The organism is Ligilactobacillus sp. ESL1201 (assembly GCF_058503265.1).
In genome coordinates, this window is the sequence record NZ_CP196362.1 from 242,584 (window position 1) to 259,323 (window position 16,740).

Genomic DNA, 16,740 nt, shown 5'->3' on the forward strand with positions numbered 1-16,740 from the left:
AGAACGTTTACGCCGGACGATGATGTTTGTGCCGGGCAATAACCCCGCAATGGTCAAAGACGCCGGGATCTACGGTGCCGACTCGATCATGTTTGACTTAGAAGATGCCGTTTCGATGAACGAAAAGGATGCCGCTCGGGCCTTAGTTTACCAGGCGTTAAAGACCGTTGATTATGGTGATGCCGAATTAGTTGTCCGGGTCAATGGGATCGACACGCCGTATTACGAAAACGACGTTAAGGCGATGGTCAAAGCCCAAGTCGACGTGATCCGTTTGCCTAAGACCGAATCGGCAGACATGATCAAGGACCTGGAGCAAAAAGTGGCTGCTGCCGAAAAAGAATTTAACGTGCCAGCCGGCTCTATTCGTCTGATGGGTGCGATCGAAAGTGCCAAGGGTGTGTTAAACGCACCGCAGATCGCCGCTGCTTCCGACCGGATGATCGGGATCGCATTATCCGCCGAAGATTATACGACGGACATGAAGACGCACCGCTACCCTGATGGCGCAGAATTGCAGTTTGCCCGTAACATGGTCTTACATGCTGCACGTGCTGCCGGGATCGCTGCGTTTGATACGGTCTTTAGTAACATGGACGATACCGAAGGATTTTACCGTGAAACTCGTTACATTCACCAGCTGGGCTTTGACGGCAAATCGTTAGTCAACCCGCGCCAGATCGAAATGGTCAATAAGGTTTACGAACCGACTAAAGCGGAGATCGAAAACGCGTTGAACGTGATCCATGCGATCGCTGAGGCTAAAAAGAAGGGTTCGGGTGTCATTTCGATGGACGGTCAGATGGTCGATCGGCCGGTCGTAATGCGGGCCCAACGAGTAATGAAATTAGCACAGGCAGCACATTTGGTCAACGAGGAGGGTGAATACATTGAAAAATAAGGTTGAGCGCGAATTACCACAGGATTTAATGCAAAAATATGATTACCAGCCTTACGAAACAAGCGAGATCGGTTCGCCAGTCGTACAACGGACGGCGCCAGCAGTTCACGTTTCAACGGGTGACGATAAGTACAGTGAATCGTTGACAGACGTGGTCAAAAAGACGGTCACAGACGGAATGACGATCTCGTTTCACCATCATTTCAGAAACGGGGACTTCGTCGTTAGCCAAGTCATGCGTATTTTGATCGATAATGGTGTCAAGGACCTGACTTTAGCACCTTCTTCTTTGACCGGTGCGATGAACGATATCATTATCGAAGCCATTCAAAAAGGAACGGTTACTAATATTACCAGCTCCGGGATGCGTGGTTCGTTGGGCGAATTTGTTTCTCACGGCAACTTAAAAAATCCGGTGATCTTCAGGTCTCACGGCGACCGGGCACGTGCGATCGAGGAAGGCAAGATCAAGATTGACGTGGCCTTTTTGGGAGTGCCGAATGCCGATAAACTCGGTAACGCTAACGGTATGAACGGCAAGGCGGTCTTTGGTTCGCTGGGATACGCTTTGATGGACGCTCAGTACGCCAAACAAGTCGTCTTGCTGACCGATAACGTGGTAGATTACCCGAACACGCCGGCTTCGATCAAACAAACGCAAGTCGACTACGTGGTCAAGGTACCTCAAGTGGGCGATCCCGACAAGATCGGTTCCGGGGCAACTCGTTTCACCAAGGACCCTAAGGAATTGAAGATCGCCCAAATGGTCAACCAAGTGATCGTTAATTCTCCGTACTTTAAAGATGGCTTTTCCTTCCAAACTGGTTCGGGTGGCGCTGCTTTAGCCGTGACTCGTTACTTACGCCAGGCGATGCTTGATAATCAGATCAAGGCTTCGTTTGCGTTGGGTGGGATCACCAAGCCGACGGTCGATTTATTGAACGAAGGCTTAGTTAATAAGATCATGGACGTCCAAGATTTCGATAAAAACGCTGCTAATTCGATGCACGAAAATCAGCTGCAACAAGAGATCGATGCTTCTTGGTACGCCGATCCCGACAATAAGGGTGCGATGGTCGATCAATTAGACGTTGCAATCTTAAGTGCCTTAGAGATCGATACCAAGTTTAACGTCAACGTCATGTCTGGGTCCGATGGCGTGATCCGGGGTGCAATCGGTGGTCACCAAGACGCAGCTAAGGCTAAATTAACGATCATCAGTGCGCCGCTGACTCGTGGTCGCTTAGCTACCGTAGTGCCGGACGTAACGACGGTCGTTACTCCGGGCGAATCGATCGACGTGTTGGTCACCGAAGTAGGGATCGCTATTAATCCGGCCCGCAAGGACTTACAAGCAGCATTTAAGAACTTACCGGGTGTTCCGGTCTATTCGATTGCAGAGTTGCAGCAAATGGCACAAAAGATCGTTGGTGTGCCGGATCCAATCGAATTTACGGACAAGACCGTGGCGTTGATCGAGTATCGTGATGGTACTTTGATCGATACCATTAAAGCAGTTGAATGAGTTTAGCACTGTTTGCGACGGGGATCCCTCAAGGAATCGATGCGGTATTGCAAAATAAGGAACACCGAGCTTTATTGCAGCGTGATCTGTGCTCGCAATTTCGTGGGGACACGGTCATTGCGTTGAAGCTCAACGTTCCGGGCCCCATCAAAAATAACGCGGCGTTGCAAGAATTATTTTGGCAAGGGCAAAGAAAATTGGCTGCACAACTGGAAAAAACCGGTGTGCTGGTACAAAAACAAGTCGCCTATAATGCGGACACGGGCAGCGAATGGTTTGGCGTTTATGCCGCTTTTCCGCTGGACGTTAAAAAGTTAACGGTCGCGTTTGAAGACCAGTTTGCCGTGGGGCGGTTGTTTGATGCCGACGTGTTGAGCACTGCGACCAATTTTAAGCCGGTGACACGGACTAGCTTGGGTCTGCCCGTCAGAAAATGCTTGTTATGTGAGCGTCCGGCTAAGGAATGCGCGCGTTCACGGAGACATTCAGTGGCACAGTTACAAGAACAAATTCAAGTTGTAGCAACAATGAAAGACGGAATAAATAACTAACTCTACACTGGGGATCAGGATGGATCACTTGTCTTGGTCTCCTTTGTTACATATAAGTAAATGGTGACGTGATATGAACGAACAACAGTGGTGCCAGCGAGTCGTCGATACGGCGCTCACGGCTTTATTATACGAAGTAAGTGTTAATCCTAAACCCGGCTTAGTCGACCCTGTTAGTTCGGGCCCACATACCGATATGGATGTTTTTACTTTTGTGCGCAGCTCACTGAGTTTACGACCATACCTGCAAACGTGTTTTACCAGCGGCTGGGAAGTTGAACATGAAGAGCTTGTCGCACTATTTGCGAGTTTGCGTCCGGCGGGAATTCAGGCCGAACGGGCGATGTTACAAGCAACCGGTGGAGTCAATACTCATAAGGGCGCGATTTTTTCGTTGGGGATTTTGGTGGCCGCTGTGGGAGTGCAAACTAGCAAACAGGAGTTACACGTGGAACGATTGCCCCAACTGGTGAAGAAGATGTTAGTTGGTTTGGTAAAACGAGATTTTGCGGGAGTGCGACAAAAAACTAAGCTGACGGCGGGCGAGCAGCAGTATTTAAAATACGGTGAGACGGGGATCCGCGGACAGGCACAGGCGGGCTACCCGGTGGTTTTCAAACAAGCACTGCCGTTTTTACGCCGAACGACGGGAACGATCAACCAGCGCTTGTTAGACACGCTGATGAAGATCGCCGCGTGCACGACCGACAGTAATTTGTTAAAACGCGCGGGTGATATGACGGCGGTTGACTGGATGCAAGCACAGGCACGAAAATATTTGCAGCTAGGTGGCAGCAAGACTGCGGCTGGGCAAAAATTACTGGGGCAACTTAACGAAGAATTGCTGGAGCGCAATTTGAGTTTAGGGGGCTGTGCCGACTTGCTGATCTTAACGATTTTTTGTGCGTTATTATTAGGTGAGCTGTAAGCAAAATAAGCTGCTTTTTGGGGCACGATCAAACTATCACTCATGGATATTCAAATAAGGCGCTGAGGCAAAACTCATTGTTTTGTCCCAGTGCCCTATTTTTATTTTCCGTAAGCAATAGACTTAATCGCGTTTTTCAAGCCAGCAGTCAGTTCCACTTAGTCCGCGACTTAACCTGCTTGACTCACAGCTTGTTTGATCGTGCTCCAAAAAGCAGCAGTTTGCGCCTAGCTACGTTTCAAAATAAAACCCAAGTGCGGGTTTTACTTTGAAACTAGGCTAGTGCTCGACTGCTAATCGTTTTTTGTCCCAACTCCTTTGTTTTTTGATATTAGAATTTTTATTCTGTGACTTCCGTTGTCAGGTATAGTTTCGTTAGTTCTTCTTCCGTTAATTGCTGTTTTTGTTGGGTATCTAGGTCCGCTTTGACCTGGCCGTCTTGTAATACTAACAAACGGTTGCCGTATTTGAGCGCATCTTGGATATGGTGCGTGATCATCAAGCAGGTCAATTGTTGGGCCGTGACGATCTGATTGGTGAGCTCCATCAGCGATACACTACTTTTGGGATCGAGCGCGGCTGTGTGTTCGTCTAATAGCAAAATTTCCGGTTGGTTGAGTGTTGCCATTAAAAAACTGAGGGTTTGGCGCTGTCCACCTGACAAGTGTTCTGTCGGGGTGTCGAGTTTTTCCGCTAGGTGATTACCGACCTTTTGCGCCAGTTGCGCGAGGTCTTTTTTAGCAGCCTTGAGGTGGCGAAAACGCAAGCCCCGTTGCTGTCCTCTTTTTTGTGCTAGTAAAATGTTTTCAGCTACCGTCATTCGCGGGGAGGTACCGCTTTTAGGGTCCTGAAATACCCGGCTTAAAAAGCGCGTTCGTTTAGCGATAGAGGTATTGGTAATGTCTTTACCGTGGTGTAAGATCTGACCACTATTCGGGCGAATCGTGCCCGCGATCGTGTTAAAAAGCGTCGATTTGCCCGCACCGTTGGTTCCAATGACGGTGATAAAATCACCGGCGTTAATAGTTAAGTTTAGCTTACTTAAGATCTGGGTCTCGTTTGGCGTGTGGGCGTTGACGAGGGTAGTGATATTAGATAATTCTAAGACGGGATTATTCATGGCTAGTCACTCCTTTACTAACAATACGATCGAGTTTTAGCAAATGGCGCAGGTTGGGCAACATCAAACACAGTGCTAAGACGATGGCTGAGATCAGGTTCAAGTCGTTGGTCGAAAAACCGAGTTGTAACACGATCAACAAGATGAAACGGTAAATGATACTCCCCAAAGTCACGGCGACTAAGCGTTGGTTTAAGGTCAGCTCACCGAAGACGACTTCGCCGATGATGATCGAAGCTAGCGCGATGACGATGATGCCGATGCCCATGTTAGCGTCGGCGTAACCGTTGTTTTGGGCGATCAGCGCGCCACCTAGGCCAACGAGTCCGTTTGAGATCGTCAGGCCTAAGATCGTCATGTTGTCCGTGCTGATCCCTAAAGAACGGGCCATGATCGGATTGTCACCGGTCACGATGAAGGCTTGTCCGAGGTCAGTCGCTAAAAATAAGACCACTAAGATCGTGATAAAGATGATAGTCACGCCACCGATCAGTACGCTGTCAAAGTAACGCGGGAGGGTTTGCAAGAAGTGAGCGGAAAAAAAGGTCTTCTGGCCCAACAGCGAAATGTTAGAACCGCCCATAACGTGTAAGTTGACTGACAAACAGCCGGTCATTACCAAGATCCCGGCTAACAGGATCGGAATTTTACCTTTAGTGTAAAGTAAACCAGTGACAAGCCCGCCAGCTGCACCCGCGAGAAACCCGAGACACGTGGCCCCTAGAGGAGATGCCCCTTTAGTGATCGCGGCTACTGTGACGGCGGCTCCTAGTGGAAAAGTTCCTTCGACCGTCATATCAGGAAAATTGAGGATCCGAAACGTTAAAAATAAAGCAACTCCTAAGATAGCCCATAATAATCCTTGGCCGATACTAGATGTGATTAAACTCATTTGATGACCTCCCCGGTTTTTTGTGCCTGCTGCATGATATGTGCTGGGATCTTGATATGCAGTTTAGCAACTTCTTTTTGGTTGATGATGTAACGTCCTTTGGTAACGGCTTGGACGGGATAAGTAGCTGGATCTTTACCACGTAAGACCTTGGCTGCCATTTGCCCGGCTAACTTACCCATGTCGCGTTGTTTGATGGCATAGGAGGCGACGCCACCGTCTGGCACCATCGTTTCGGCACAAGGAAAGACGGGAATTCCTGCGTTATTGGTGACGTTGACCAGAGTTTTCATGGCCGAAGCGATCCCGTTATCTTGAGGGGCATAAACTACGTCGACCTGACTAGCCATGGTATTTGCGACTTGTTGTAAGTCATTGGTATTGGCGATCGTGTACATCTTAGGAGTCAGTCCCGCTTTTTTGACGACTTGTTCGAAAGCCCGGGCGTTAGTTTGACCGCCGTGATCCGAAGAAGTATAGATGATCCCGATGTTTTTAGCTTGAGGCATGACTTCGTGGATCAGTTTGAACTGTTGCTTGACCGGATTGATCCCGGAAGAACCGGTGACGTTTTTGCCCGGGCGTTTTTCGGAATTAACTAAGCCGCTGGTAGCGGGACTAGAAATCCCGGCTAAGATCACCGGCGTTTTGCCCTTAGCGCTGTTAGCGAGAGCTTGTGCTGCCGGAGTAGCGATCCCAAATAAAATATCGTCTTTGTTGGCTAATTGTTGGGCCATCGTTTTTAAGTTACTCTGATCACCTTGCGCGTTTAAGTAATCGATCTTAACGTTTTTACCGGCGAGATAACCTTTTTCCTTTAGCCCGTCGACGATCCCGTAATGGATCTGATCGAGTGCCGGGTGGGTGATCATTTGCAAGATGCCGACGTGGACGACCTTTTCTTTTTTAGCCTGTTGTTGGTTAGCAGACGGTGACATGAAGAAAGCAAAACCTAAAAAAACAATAATGGCACTGATAAAAGCAATCATTCTTTTCATATTGATTCACCTCGTTAAAAATTAGGATAACAAAAAGGGCAAACCAGCATACTCCGGTTTGCCCTTAAACCAAAGCCTGCTGTTGTGACCATGCAGACTTTGGCAGATGAAAAGTAGTCAGCACGGATACTTTGCCCAATCGTATCCGCTAGTGTGTCATGTGGGTACGATCAACTGTGCTGGCTTTGCCAAGTGGTGTTCAAGTTAATGTTCATTGATTGGCACATACTTTTCATCCTTTCCGTTTGAATTTATCGTTAGTATATTCCGAGTTGGAAAAGCTGTCAACAGCAAATACTAGCATATTGGAAAAATGATAAAATAATTATACCGTAGTTAAAATTAACTAATTCGTGATAAAATACACTAAAAATTACTTTCGAAATATTTTAACAAGGTTTATAATCAAAAATAGATGGAGAGGTCTTGTCATACCGAATAATAAAAACGCTTCATACTGAAATGCAAATATTTTTTGCTAGTTATTAGATGAGCGTAACATTATTTATCTGAGTGATTTTGACCGATTAAGTAATACTATATTAATTTAAAGGGGATTTTTATGATGAAAGCAGCAAGAATTTATGGCAAACAGGATCTACGGATCGAAGACGTTGAACTTCCAGATCCTAAAGATGATGAGGTACAAATCAAAGTTAAGGATATCGGAATTTGCGGCAGCGATATTCATATGTACCAAGAAGGAACGGGGATCCCTTACAAGAAGCATCCGTTGACTGGCAAAACCGTGCCGATCACCGAAGGTCACGAATTTTCTGGTCAAGTTGTCAAAGTGGGTAAGGATGTTACCAATGTTGCTGTCGGTGATCCGGTCTGCGTTGAACCGGTCCTTTCCTGTGGTCGGTGTGAATTTTGCCGCAAGGGACTCTACAATTATTGTACTAAAGGCGTTGGTCCCGATGGCAGTCTACAATTCTTAGGCTTTTCTGCTGACGGTGCGATGGCTGATTACGTCAACGTTAAAGACATTTATACTTTTAAATTGCCGGAAGGAATGAACTACGAAGTCGGTGCTTTGGTAGAACCAGCTACTGTAACGTACCAAGCAGTGCGGGATAGCGGTTTGATCGCCGGTCAGTCCGTTGTAGTATTTGGTGCCGGCCCGATCGGTTTGATGACGGCTTTAATGGCTAAATATGCTGGAGCCGTAAAAGTTTACGTTGCTGATCTAGCCCAAAATCGTTTGGACAAGGCTAAAGAACTTGGCTTAAAAGACGTTGTTAATTCCGGTGAAGTGGACTTTATCGAATATGTGCATAAAGACTTTCCCCAAGGAGTAGACGTAGTCTTTGAATGTGCTGGCGCCCAGCCGACACTTAATCAAGCCGTTCAATTAGTAGCACCCGCTGGTGTGGTAGAAATCGTTGCTTTGTTCAACGGTAAACACACGGTAGATTTGACTACTCTGCAAAATAAGGGTGCTGACATGCACACGGTAATGGGCTACGCTAACGGCTTCCCACAAACGATCGGGATCGTTAACGAACACCGGGACGTTTTCCAGAAATTGGTGACAAAACGGATCCCATTGGCTGAGGCTGAGGATGGCATTAAATCATTAGCGACGGATAAATCACAAATGAAAGTCATGATCTCACCAGAACTGTAATTAAACGACTAATAAAGATAAAGTTGTAGTCAATTAATAGTTTTATACAGGTTTACCTGAATTTGGTTTTAATTCCAATTGGAATTAAATTTAGATTGCTATTTTTGTGACACACAAGTCTAAGTTTATGAATATTTTAATAGGACCGAAACGAGCACTAAATTCGTTTCGGTCCTATTTGTGTTTGTGTAAATGGTATGGTTTGGGCGCTGCTAGTCGCTTGGCTTTGCCGTTCGGTGCTCCTTAGTCCACGACTGTCAATCGCTTGGCTTTGCAGCTTGATTTTTGCATGGATCCTTTAACGTAAACTGTAGTCCGTCTTTGTCTTCAATGCAGTAAACGTGCTCGTGGGGATCTTCGGTTAATGTTCCGAAGTCAAACACGGTTTGATTTTCATGAATTTTAATGTTTTGAATGCCATCAAGGAGGTGGTGTAAGGAACTAGCAAAATCGAAATTAGCCTGAGATTTTTGGACTGCAGTATGCAGGGTATAGCCGTCGTCTAAGAAAGTTTTGATCATGCGGGCCTTCGTGATTTGGGTATAGGGTAATTTGACCGCGCCATTTTCTGCCTGTGCGGTTTTTAAGTAGCCGTTTTTGATCCAGTAGCGAATCTGGGTGGGAGTTAATTCACACGCACGGGCGGTGTCGCGAATACTGAGACAGAGATTATCTGTTTTCAGAATATTATGCAGCCATGAGGCATAGCTACGAGTTTCTGGCATAGTGTTTCACCTGCTTAATTGAGTGTTGACTAAGTTTAAGAACTATTATTTATAGTATACTTTTTTAAAAATAAATTGCAAACTTATTTGTTTTTAGACATCAATGTCAATTAATTGACATTTAGTTTGAAATGTTTTATATTCATTATTGTCAATTTTAATGAAAATCAATTGAAAAAATTGACAAAATGAATGAAAGAAGGAATTTACTTTGTCAAAGAGTGTTAAAGACAATGGTTCTTTTGGCAAAATGATGTTAGTGATCGTTTTGCTAGTTGGCACGTTTTGTACGGTTTTAAACCAAACTTTGCTGGCAACGGCTCTCCCGAAGTTAATGTCGACTTTTGACGTTTCAACGGCTACGGTTCAGTGGCTAACGACGGGATTTTTAATGGTAAATGGAATTATGATTCCCTTTTCCGCTTATTTAGCAACAACGATTAATACTAAATGGCTGTATGTTTCGGCTATGATCGTCTTTTTAGCAGGAACGGTTTTGGCTTTTGTTGCTCCTAGTTTCGGTGTTTTACTGGCAGCCCGCTTGATTCAAGCCGCCGGAGTGGGAATTTCGATGCCGCTATTACAAACTATCATGCTATCACTTTTTCCCGTTGAATCACGGGGAACAGCGTTGGGATTGGTCGGGATCGTGGTTGGCTTTGCACCGGCGATCGGGCCGACTCTATCCGGTTGGATCATCGATAATTTTTCGTGGCGTGATTTATTTGGCATGATGATCCCTATCATGATTGTGGTGGTTATCTTAGCACTGATTTTCATGAAACCAGTTTTGAAAACTACGAAACAAAAATTGGATTGGTTATCCCTAGTACTATCAACTGTTGGCTTCGGTTCTTTACTATACGGTTTTTCCGCTGCCGGTAACGACGGTTGGACTTCTACCAATGTTATTAGTACTTTGATCATCGGTGTGATCGGCGTAGCGCTCTTTGTTTGGCGGCAACTCGTGATCCCTAAGCCATTTTTGGAATTACGGGTATTTAAGACCCGCGATTTTACGTTAGCTGCGTTCTTATCTTCGATCGTAATGATCGCGATGATGGGAGTTTCGACCGTTTTACCGCTGTATTTACAGATCGTTCACGGTATGAGTGCTCTTAAATCGGGCTTGGTCTTGTTACCAGCAGCCTTGATTATGGCGGCGATGAGTCCTGTGACTGGACGGACATTCGATGCCTTTGGTGGTAAAAGATTAGCAGTGATCGGCTTGACGATTTTAACTTTGGCAACCGCACCGTTCCTATGGCTGACCGTTGATACCCCAACGATTTATATTGTTTTCTTGCAGGCGGTACGGACGTTAGGAATTTCAATGGTATTAATGCCGGTAACGACTTCGGGAATGAATGCCTTGCCTGACGATATGATTGCTAACGGGACGGCGGCTAATAATACGGCGCGTCAGATCGCTTCTTCGATCGGTTCTGCGATCATGATGACTTTGTTGACCAATATTACGACTAATCATCAACCGGCTAAACACCTGTTGCACGCAGCACCGTTTAGTTATAAGCATGACTTTTTAAATGCAACACTTTCTGGTTACCATGCATCCTTTATTTTTTCACTAGTCTTTTCGGTACTGGGAATTATTTTGGCGTTCTTCTTAAAAGAAAAAATGCGTGATGACAATGACGTTAAACACTTAAAGGGTGGTGATGCGCAGTGATCTTAGCAACATTAGTGATCGGGGCGTTAGGAACGTTTATCGGTTTTGTTTATTTACGCCGGCCCGTAGTGCGCTTTGGGACGACAGCGATTGCGCTGGTGATTTTTATCGCTTCGCTAGTTTTCTTAGTGTTAAATGACTACCATCATTATGGTATGAAGCAAGTAGCTACTACCAAGACTATGCAGATTTCTCCGGTTAAATCGGTCAATGGCATGAACCTGATGTTATATAAAAATATTGGTACTGATGGTAGTGAAACGGTCCAAATTTACAAGAAGACGGCGAACCAAAAAAAGTCTAGTCACACACAAGTTGACGATAAGACGGTTGCGCACAACAAGATCAAGCGCACCGCAAATAAGACGGCACAGTTGAAGACGACGACAACACGCTGGCGCTTTAAGTCAAATGCGGCCAAAGTGTGGTTTGGAGTATCTGGTATGCAAAATAAATTAGTGAAACGGGCTAATACATTTTACCTGCCGCAAAATTGGTTGCACCTTTCAATGACACAAGTCAAAACGCTGCAAAAGAAAATGGCGGCGCTAAAGACACCGGCTGCACAGGCTCAACTAAAGACGCAAGCACAAGATTTTGTGCGCCAAAAGATGATGACTGCGCTGCAAAAAGATCCTAGTTTGGCTACTGATCAGGCTAAACAAGCTGCATTAACTAAGCAGTACGGACAAGAATTTCAACAACAAATGCTCAAAAAGGCTGTAAGTCAATAAATTGTGAGTTAAAAATACAAAAAGGAAGAGGCTGGGACAAAACTCTGTTTTGTTCCAGTCTCTTTTTTGGTTTCCGTAAATAATAGACTTAATCGCGTTTGTCAAACCAGCAGTCTAGGTCCTAAGGACACTGACAAGCAAATCTAAGTACAGGATTTGCTTGTCAGTGCCACTTAGTCCACGACCGCTAAACGCTTTTTGTCCCAACTCCTCTTTTTTGTCTTCTTAGAAAAGAAGTTTGATCATTAATTGAGAGCCAGCTGCTGTAGTTTATTTTAATGTTACAATTGAATGGAATAAGCAAATTAAGCAATATTAGATAGAAGTCAATGCTAAGTTTTAATCGAAAGTAAAAAAAATATATTGAAACTATTCGAAACTTATGCTATATTAAACTCGTCCATGGATGAAAGTGAGCAAAATTATGTACAGTGAAGAACGCAGACACCTGATCAACGAACTGATAAAAAAGGAAAAGAAGGTCAAAGTTTTAGACTTAGCACAGAGGTTTAATGTGTCGGAAGTTACTATTAGAAAGGACCTTTCCGAAATGGAAGACAAGGGTCTATTGAAGAGGACTTTCGGTGGGGCGATCGACTTGGCTCTCTCCATCAATGATAAGCCATACAGCGTTAAAAAAAGCGAATCAACCGCGCAAAAGGAAAAGATCTCCCAGCGCGCAGCACAGTTTTTAGCGGCAGACATGACCGTATTTTTAGACGCTGGTACTACCGTTAGTGGTTTAGTGCCTTATTTGAAACCAATCGAAAGGTTATTCGTAGTAACCGTTGATTTAAACATCGCCGTTCAACTATTAGATATCGGAGTTGGTAATGTCTATTTTGTGGGAGGAAAACTGTCACCCAAGACGTATTCGACTAGTAGTGTTGATACTGTGATGGAAATTAGCAAATTTAATTTTGACTTATCGTTTATTGGTTGCGATGCTTTCTCCGCGGCAGGATTTCAAACGGCTTCGGAAGAAAAGGCACAAATCAAAAAAAATGCGCTGAAAAACGCGTCACTCAGTTTGTTACTGACCGATAGTTCTAAGTTCAAAAAGACTAGTTTTCTCAAATTTGCTTCGTTAGCAGATGTTGATTACGTAGTAACTGATAGTAATTTTGCTCGTTATACCGGTGAGGTACCTCAAAACACGCTGAATAAATTTTTATTAGCAAAATAGGATTGGGGAAATCGTAATGAGTAGAGAGTATGTAGTTATTACTATGGGAGATCCCGCGGGAATTGGGCCCGAAGAGGTAGTTAAGACCCTGAGTAAACCGGGAATAAATGAAAAAGCTAAGATCATAGTAGTTGGGGATGGTAAAGTTCTCGCGGATATTAAAAAGATCGTTAAGTCTGATGTGAAGATCAATCCCATTCAAAAATTGGCTGATGGAGATTATCAAGACGGGATAATCAACTTGATCGATCTGGATAATGTTGATATGAACACGTTTGAGTATGGCAAAGTTCAGGCTCAGTGTGGGCAAGCGGCTTATGATTACATCGAAAAAGCTAATGATTTGTGTATGAATGCTGGCGTATCCGCAATGGTGACGACTACTTTGAATAAAGAAGCTTTACAAGAAGCTGGGATCACGACCCTGGGACACACGGATATTTTAGCCAAGTTAACGGGAATTACGGATCCATTAACTATGTTCCAAGTTCAAAATTTACGGGTATTTTTCTATTCCAAACACGTGCCGTTAAAAAAGGCGTGTGACTTGATCACTAAAGAGGGGATCATTAAATACGTTCATTTGATGATCAATGCTTTAGCAACGATGGGAATCAAGGATCCGCACGTCGCCGTTGCTGGCTTAAATCCTCATTGCAGTGATGGCGGGTTGTTTGGTACCGAAGAAGCCGATTCAATTATTCCAGCTATTCAAGAATTACAGGAAAAAGGCGTTAATGTTGCCGGTCCGATCGGTGCCGATTCTGTCTTTTACCAAGCTAACCGGGGCAAATACGATGCTGTCCTTTCGTTGTATCACGATCAAGGACACATTGCGACGAAGACTTTAGATCCGGATCTAACGGTTTCATTTACTCACAACTTACCTTATTTGCGGACGTCTGTTGATCACGGAACGGCTTTTGATATTGCGGGCAAAGGAATCGCACGGGAAAAGAGTTTAGATGAAGCGTTGAGATTAGCGACAGTTTATGCCGGAAACTTTAGAAAAGCACGGGAAAGTGCGCATAACTGAGTCGGAAATCAACTGAAAATAATAGTTGGACATCAATCTAGGGTTTGATGTCTAATTATTTAGCGACCAATGAAATCGTTTGCATAAATAATCACAAGCTCATATTAGGAGGAAATTTAATGAAATCGATCATAATTGCTGATGATTTAACAGGCTCGAATGTTTCTAATTCACTGTTGGCTAAAAATGGTTTGAAGGTAGGAACTATTGATAATCTCGAAGGGTTAGCTAATTTTGGTAAGTATGACGCATTAGGCTTTCATACGGATAGCCGGGGAGATCAGCCTGAAGAAGCGTACGAACAGGTTTATAAGTATACAAAAAGTTTAAAAAATGATCAGGTTGATTTTTATAGCAAGAGAATCGACTCTACCTTGAGGGGGAATATCGGAGCCGAGATCGATGGCATGCTAGATGCACTCGGAGAAGACATAACCGCTATGGTCGTCCCAGCATTTCCCAGCTCGGGTAAGATCGTGATCGGTAATTATATGTTGGTCAATGGGGTAATGTTGGAGGACACAGACGTGCGTAATGATCCGACGAGCCCAGTGACTAGTTCTAGGATAGCCGCTATTATTCAAGAACAAACCGATAAAGCCATTGGAGTGATTTCAATGGAAAGCATTCTCGAAGGAGTTGACGCGATCGCAACAACTATCACTGATTTAGTAGCAAACGGTGCGCGGATCATCATGTTCGATTCGTGTACTGATCATGATATTGAAAGCATCGCTAAGGCAATCATTCAGTCACGACAGAAATTTATTGCGGTCGATCCCGGGCCGTTGACGAGTTCACTGCTGCAAGAACTGGCACCTAAAAATGACTATAAGAGCAAGAAAAAATCACTTTATGTGATTGGCAGTGTTAGTGGAATAGTTGAAGATCAGATCGCACAGTTTCGGGCGGAACTAAATCCTTTTATCGCTAAAGCTAATGCGCGCAATTTTTTGTATCCCGACCGCCAAGAAGCAGAGATCCAAAAAACGGTCACTACTGTAGTGGAAAATCTGGACGAAAATTCCCGCTTTTTGGTGACCACGATGGTAGAAATGAAAGACAAAATGGACCTGAAGTTGGAAGCACAAAAAGCCAATTTGACGGTTGCTGCGGCTTCACAGGAAATTTGCAATTCTATGGCAGAGATTGGCTTTAGGATCATTCAGCAAAGTGAAAAGCAAATCGGTGGCGTATATACTTCCGGCGGTGACATTACTAAGGCATTTTTGCAGGAAAATAATGCGCAGGGCATCGAGATCAAAGATGAGATCGTGCCGTTAGCCGTTTACGGGCGGGTGATCGGAGGAGCGTTAAATGAAATGCCGATCGTCACTAAAGGCGGATTGATCGGTGATAAAACAACGCTAGTAACGTGTGCTAATTACCTGTCGACTAAGATCTCAAATTCTTTTTTTGAGGAGGAACCAGTATGAGCAATACTACCCAAATGGTAATAGCACTGGTAATTTCCATCGTTGTTTTAGTACTATTACTGGTAAATCAAAGTTGAATGCTTTTACGTCACTGATTATCGGTGGACTACTAGCCGGGATCTTAGGCGGTATGAGTCCGTTAAAAACGGTCGACGCGTTAAAAAATGGTTTTGGTAACACGATGGGTAACCTCGGGATCTTAATTGCTTTTGGGGTGATGATCGGCAAAGTCTTAGAAGTTTCTGGTGCGACTGCCGCGATGGGCAAAAAATTTGTCGCAGTTTTAGGAAAGGGACACGAAATTTTAGCGATGATCATTACGGGGTTTGTCACGTCGTTAGCGATCTTTTGCGTGCCAGCGTTCCTGATGCTTTTTCCCTTAGCTAAAGACATTTCTAAAAGAACGGGTACTAGTATTTCCGCTCTTGGTGTGGCGTTAGCCGGTGGCTTGTTGTGGAGTCATACTTTAGTGCCGCCAGCTTCCGGGCCGTTAGGGGGAGCTGCGTTATTCAACGCCAACATTGCTGCCAATATGGTTTTAGGATTTGTCGTAGGGATACCGATGGCGATCTTCTTGAATTTTTACGCTAAGTGGCTGGGTAAAAAATACCATAAAGTTGCTCGTGAAGAAGAGGAAGGGGCACTTACCCAAGAAAGCGACGAAAAGGAACCTTCCTTTATCTTATCCGTAATGCCAATTTTATTACCAGTGGTATTGATTTTACTGGCCGGCGCCCTGAAAAACGTTGCAATGGGTAAACTATTGAGTGCGACGATCCAATTTATCGGTGCGCCGGTAGTTGCCTTGGGCTTAGGTTTATTACTGGGAGTTCTAACTTTGTTGCGCGGAGTGGACAGGAAGAAAGTTTCTGCTGCATTAGATGATGGGATCGTGGGTGGCGGTAAAACGTTAGTCCTGATCGCCGCCGGTGGTGCTTTAGGAAATGTTGTTAACGAAAGTGGCGCTGGTGAAGTGATCGCTAAAGGAATTGCACATACAGGTTTGCCTGCAATTTTGGTACCACTGATCATCGCTAGTTTATTACGAGTCATTCAGGGATCGGGTGCAGTTTCTATCTTTACTACGGCATCGATCACCGCGCCGATGGTTGCTACTTTAGGAATCAGTCCGGTACTAGCTAATATTGCTGCTTGTGTGGGTTCGATGGTCTTTTCTTATTTTAATGATAGCTATTTCTGGGCGATCAACGATGCGATCGGCGCTAAAACTACCAAAGAACAGATCTGGAACTGGTCGGTTCCAACTACCGCTTGTTGGGCGATCGGTGCGGTAGAAGTATTGGTACTGAATTTCTTTATGTAATTGATAATAAGGTAAAAGTGTAAGCAATCCTGATGATGGGAAGAGCTTGCACTTTTGCTGGTAT

At 44.7% G+C, this 16,740-nt stretch carries 15 protein-coding genes; 11 read left to right on the forward strand and 4 right to left on the reverse strand.

Annotation, left to right across the window (positions count from 1 at the left end):
• The first annotated feature begins 19 nt into the window (after positions 1–19).
• The 4 genes from citE to citG all read left to right on the forward strand — a co-directional run bounded on the left by citE (position 20) and on the right by citG (position 3,905).
• The gene (gene citE / locus ACSYSK_RS01220) at positions 20–901 is read left to right on the forward strand and encodes a citrate (pro-3S)-lyase subunit beta (RefSeq protein ID WP_491715831.1); all 882 of its coding nucleotides are present in this window, start codon (positions 20–22) and stop codon (positions 899–901) included.
• Positions 891–2,426 carry a citrate lyase subunit alpha gene (citF, locus tag ACSYSK_RS01225; protein ID WP_491715151.1) on the forward strand — a complete coding sequence of 512 codons (1,536 nt, stop codon included), beginning with the start codon at positions 891–893 and terminating at the stop codon, positions 2,424–2,426. Before citE ends, citF begins: the two co-directional genes overlap by 11 nt.
• Positions 2,423–2,977, forward strand: a complete 555-nt coding sequence (gene citX / locus ACSYSK_RS01230) for a citrate lyase holo-[acyl-carrier protein] synthase (protein ID WP_491715152.1) — start codon at positions 2,423–2,425, stop codon at positions 2,975–2,977. Before citF ends, citX begins: the two co-directional genes overlap by 4 nt.
• A gap of 73 nt (positions 2,978–3,050) precedes the next feature.
• Positions 3,051–3,905 carry a triphosphoribosyl-dephospho-CoA synthase CitG gene (gene citG, locus ACSYSK_RS01235; RefSeq protein ID WP_491715153.1) on the forward strand — a complete coding sequence of 285 codons (855 nt, stop codon included), beginning with the start codon at positions 3,051–3,053 and terminating at the stop codon, positions 3,903–3,905.
• Positions 3,906–4,245: 340 nt separating this feature from the next.
• Here the strand turns inward: citG and ACSYSK_RS01240 are convergent, their stop codons facing one another.
• From ACSYSK_RS01240 to trpX, 3 genes are read right to left on the reverse strand one after another with little or no spacing between them, the layout of a single operon-like run.
• Positions 4,246–5,025 carry an ABC transporter ATP-binding protein gene (locus ACSYSK_RS01240; RefSeq protein ID WP_491715154.1) on the reverse strand — a complete coding sequence of 260 codons (780 nt, stop codon included), beginning with the start codon at positions 5,023–5,025 and terminating at the stop codon, positions 4,246–4,248.
• Positions 5,018–5,917, reverse strand: coding sequence for an ABC transporter permease (locus ACSYSK_RS01245; RefSeq protein ID WP_491715155.1), 900 nt, complete (start codon positions 5,915–5,917; stop codon positions 5,018–5,020). Before ACSYSK_RS01245 ends, ACSYSK_RS01240 begins: the two co-directional genes overlap by 8 nt.
• Positions 5,914–6,915, reverse strand: a complete 1,002-nt coding sequence (gene trpX, locus ACSYSK_RS01250; protein ID WP_491715156.1) for a tryptophan ABC transporter substrate-binding protein — start codon at positions 6,913–6,915, stop codon at positions 5,914–5,916. Before trpX ends, ACSYSK_RS01245 begins: the two co-directional genes overlap by 4 nt.
• Positions 6,916–7,477: 562 nt before the next feature.
• On the opposite strand from trpX, the gene ACSYSK_RS01255 reads away from it, so the two are divergent.
• The gene (locus tag ACSYSK_RS01255) at positions 7,478–8,545 is read left to right on the forward strand and encodes an alcohol dehydrogenase catalytic domain-containing protein (RefSeq protein WP_491715157.1); all 1,068 of its coding nucleotides are present in this window, start codon (positions 7,478–7,480) and stop codon (positions 8,543–8,545) included.
• 257 nt (positions 8,546–8,802) lie between these two features.
• Here ACSYSK_RS01255 and ACSYSK_RS01260 read toward each other — a convergent pair whose 3' ends face one another.
• On the reverse strand, positions 8,803–9,270 hold the full coding sequence (locus ACSYSK_RS01260) for a MerR family transcriptional regulator (protein ID WP_491715158.1): 468 nt from the start codon (positions 9,268–9,270) through the stop codon (positions 8,803–8,805).
• Positions 9,271–9,481: 211 nt separating this feature from the next.
• Between ACSYSK_RS01260 and ACSYSK_RS01265 the strand changes: the two genes are divergently transcribed.
• The 6 genes from ACSYSK_RS01265 (at position 9,482) to ACSYSK_RS01290 (ending at position 16,676) form a co-directional block, all read left to right on the forward strand.
• The gene (locus ACSYSK_RS01265) at positions 9,482–10,960 is read left to right on the forward strand and encodes a DHA2 family efflux MFS transporter permease subunit (protein ID WP_491715159.1); all 1,479 of its coding nucleotides are present in this window, start codon (positions 9,482–9,484) and stop codon (positions 10,958–10,960) included.
• Positions 10,957–11,694, forward strand: a complete 738-nt coding sequence (locus tag ACSYSK_RS01270) for a DUF4811 domain-containing protein (protein ID WP_491715160.1) — start codon at positions 10,957–10,959, stop codon at positions 11,692–11,694. The genes ACSYSK_RS01265 and ACSYSK_RS01270 overlap by 4 nt, the downstream gene beginning before the upstream one ends.
• A 424-nt stretch (positions 11,695–12,118) precedes the next feature.
• Positions 12,119–12,880, forward strand: a complete 762-nt coding sequence (locus tag ACSYSK_RS01275) for a DeoR/GlpR family DNA-binding transcription regulator (protein ID WP_491715161.1) — start codon at positions 12,119–12,121, stop codon at positions 12,878–12,880.
• A gap of 16 nt (positions 12,881–12,896) precedes the next feature.
• Positions 12,897–13,916, forward strand: coding sequence for a 4-hydroxythreonine-4-phosphate dehydrogenase PdxA (pdxA, locus tag ACSYSK_RS01280; protein ID WP_491715162.1), 1,020 nt, complete (start codon positions 12,897–12,899; stop codon positions 13,914–13,916).
• A gap of 119 nt (positions 13,917–14,035) precedes the next feature.
• Positions 14,036–15,352 carry a four-carbon acid sugar kinase family protein gene (locus ACSYSK_RS01285; RefSeq protein ID WP_491715163.1) on the forward strand — a complete coding sequence of 439 codons (1,317 nt, stop codon included), beginning with the start codon at positions 14,036–14,038 and terminating at the stop codon, positions 15,350–15,352.
• Positions 15,353–15,425: 73 nt separating this feature from the next.
• Positions 15,426–16,676 carry a GntP family permease gene (locus ACSYSK_RS01290; RefSeq protein WP_491715164.1) on the forward strand — a complete coding sequence of 417 codons (1,251 nt, stop codon included), beginning with the start codon at positions 15,426–15,428 and terminating at the stop codon, positions 16,674–16,676.
• Positions 16,677–16,740 lie beyond the last annotated feature (64 nt).

Coding starts and splice junctions, on each gene's coding strand:
- ACSYSK_RS01245 (WP_491715155.1), bottom strand. CDS start 5,917: ATGAGTTTAATCACATCTAGTATCGGCCAAGGATTATTATGGGCTATC.
- trpX (WP_491715156.1), bottom strand. CDS start 6,915: ATGAAAAGAATGATTGCTTTTATCAGTGCCATTATTGTTTTTTTAGGT.
- ACSYSK_RS01285 (WP_491715163.1), top strand. CDS start 14,036: ATGAAATCGATCATAATTGCTGATGATTTAACAGGCTCGAATGTTTCT.
- pdxA (WP_491715162.1), top strand. CDS start 12,897: ATGAGTAGAGAGTATGTAGTTATTACTATGGGAGATCCCGCGGGAATT.
- citX (WP_491715152.1), top strand. CDS start 2,423: ATGAGTTTAGCACTGTTTGCGACGGGGATCCCTCAAGGAATCGATGCG.
- ACSYSK_RS01240 (WP_491715154.1), bottom strand. CDS start 5,025: ATGAATAATCCCGTCTTAGAATTATCTAATATCACTACCCTCGTCAAC.
- citE (WP_491715831.1), top strand. CDS start 20: ATGATGTTTGTGCCGGGCAATAACCCCGCAATGGTCAAAGACGCCGGG.
- ACSYSK_RS01255 (WP_491715157.1), top strand. CDS start 7,478: ATGATGAAAGCAGCAAGAATTTATGGCAAACAGGATCTACGGATCGAA.
- citG (WP_491715153.1), top strand. CDS start 3,051: ATGAACGAACAACAGTGGTGCCAGCGAGTCGTCGATACGGCGCTCACG.
- ACSYSK_RS01260 (WP_491715158.1), bottom strand. CDS start 9,270: ATGCCAGAAACTCGTAGCTATGCCTCATGGCTGCATAATATTCTGAAA.
- ACSYSK_RS01275 (WP_491715161.1), top strand. CDS start 12,119: ATGTACAGTGAAGAACGCAGACACCTGATCAACGAACTGATAAAAAAG.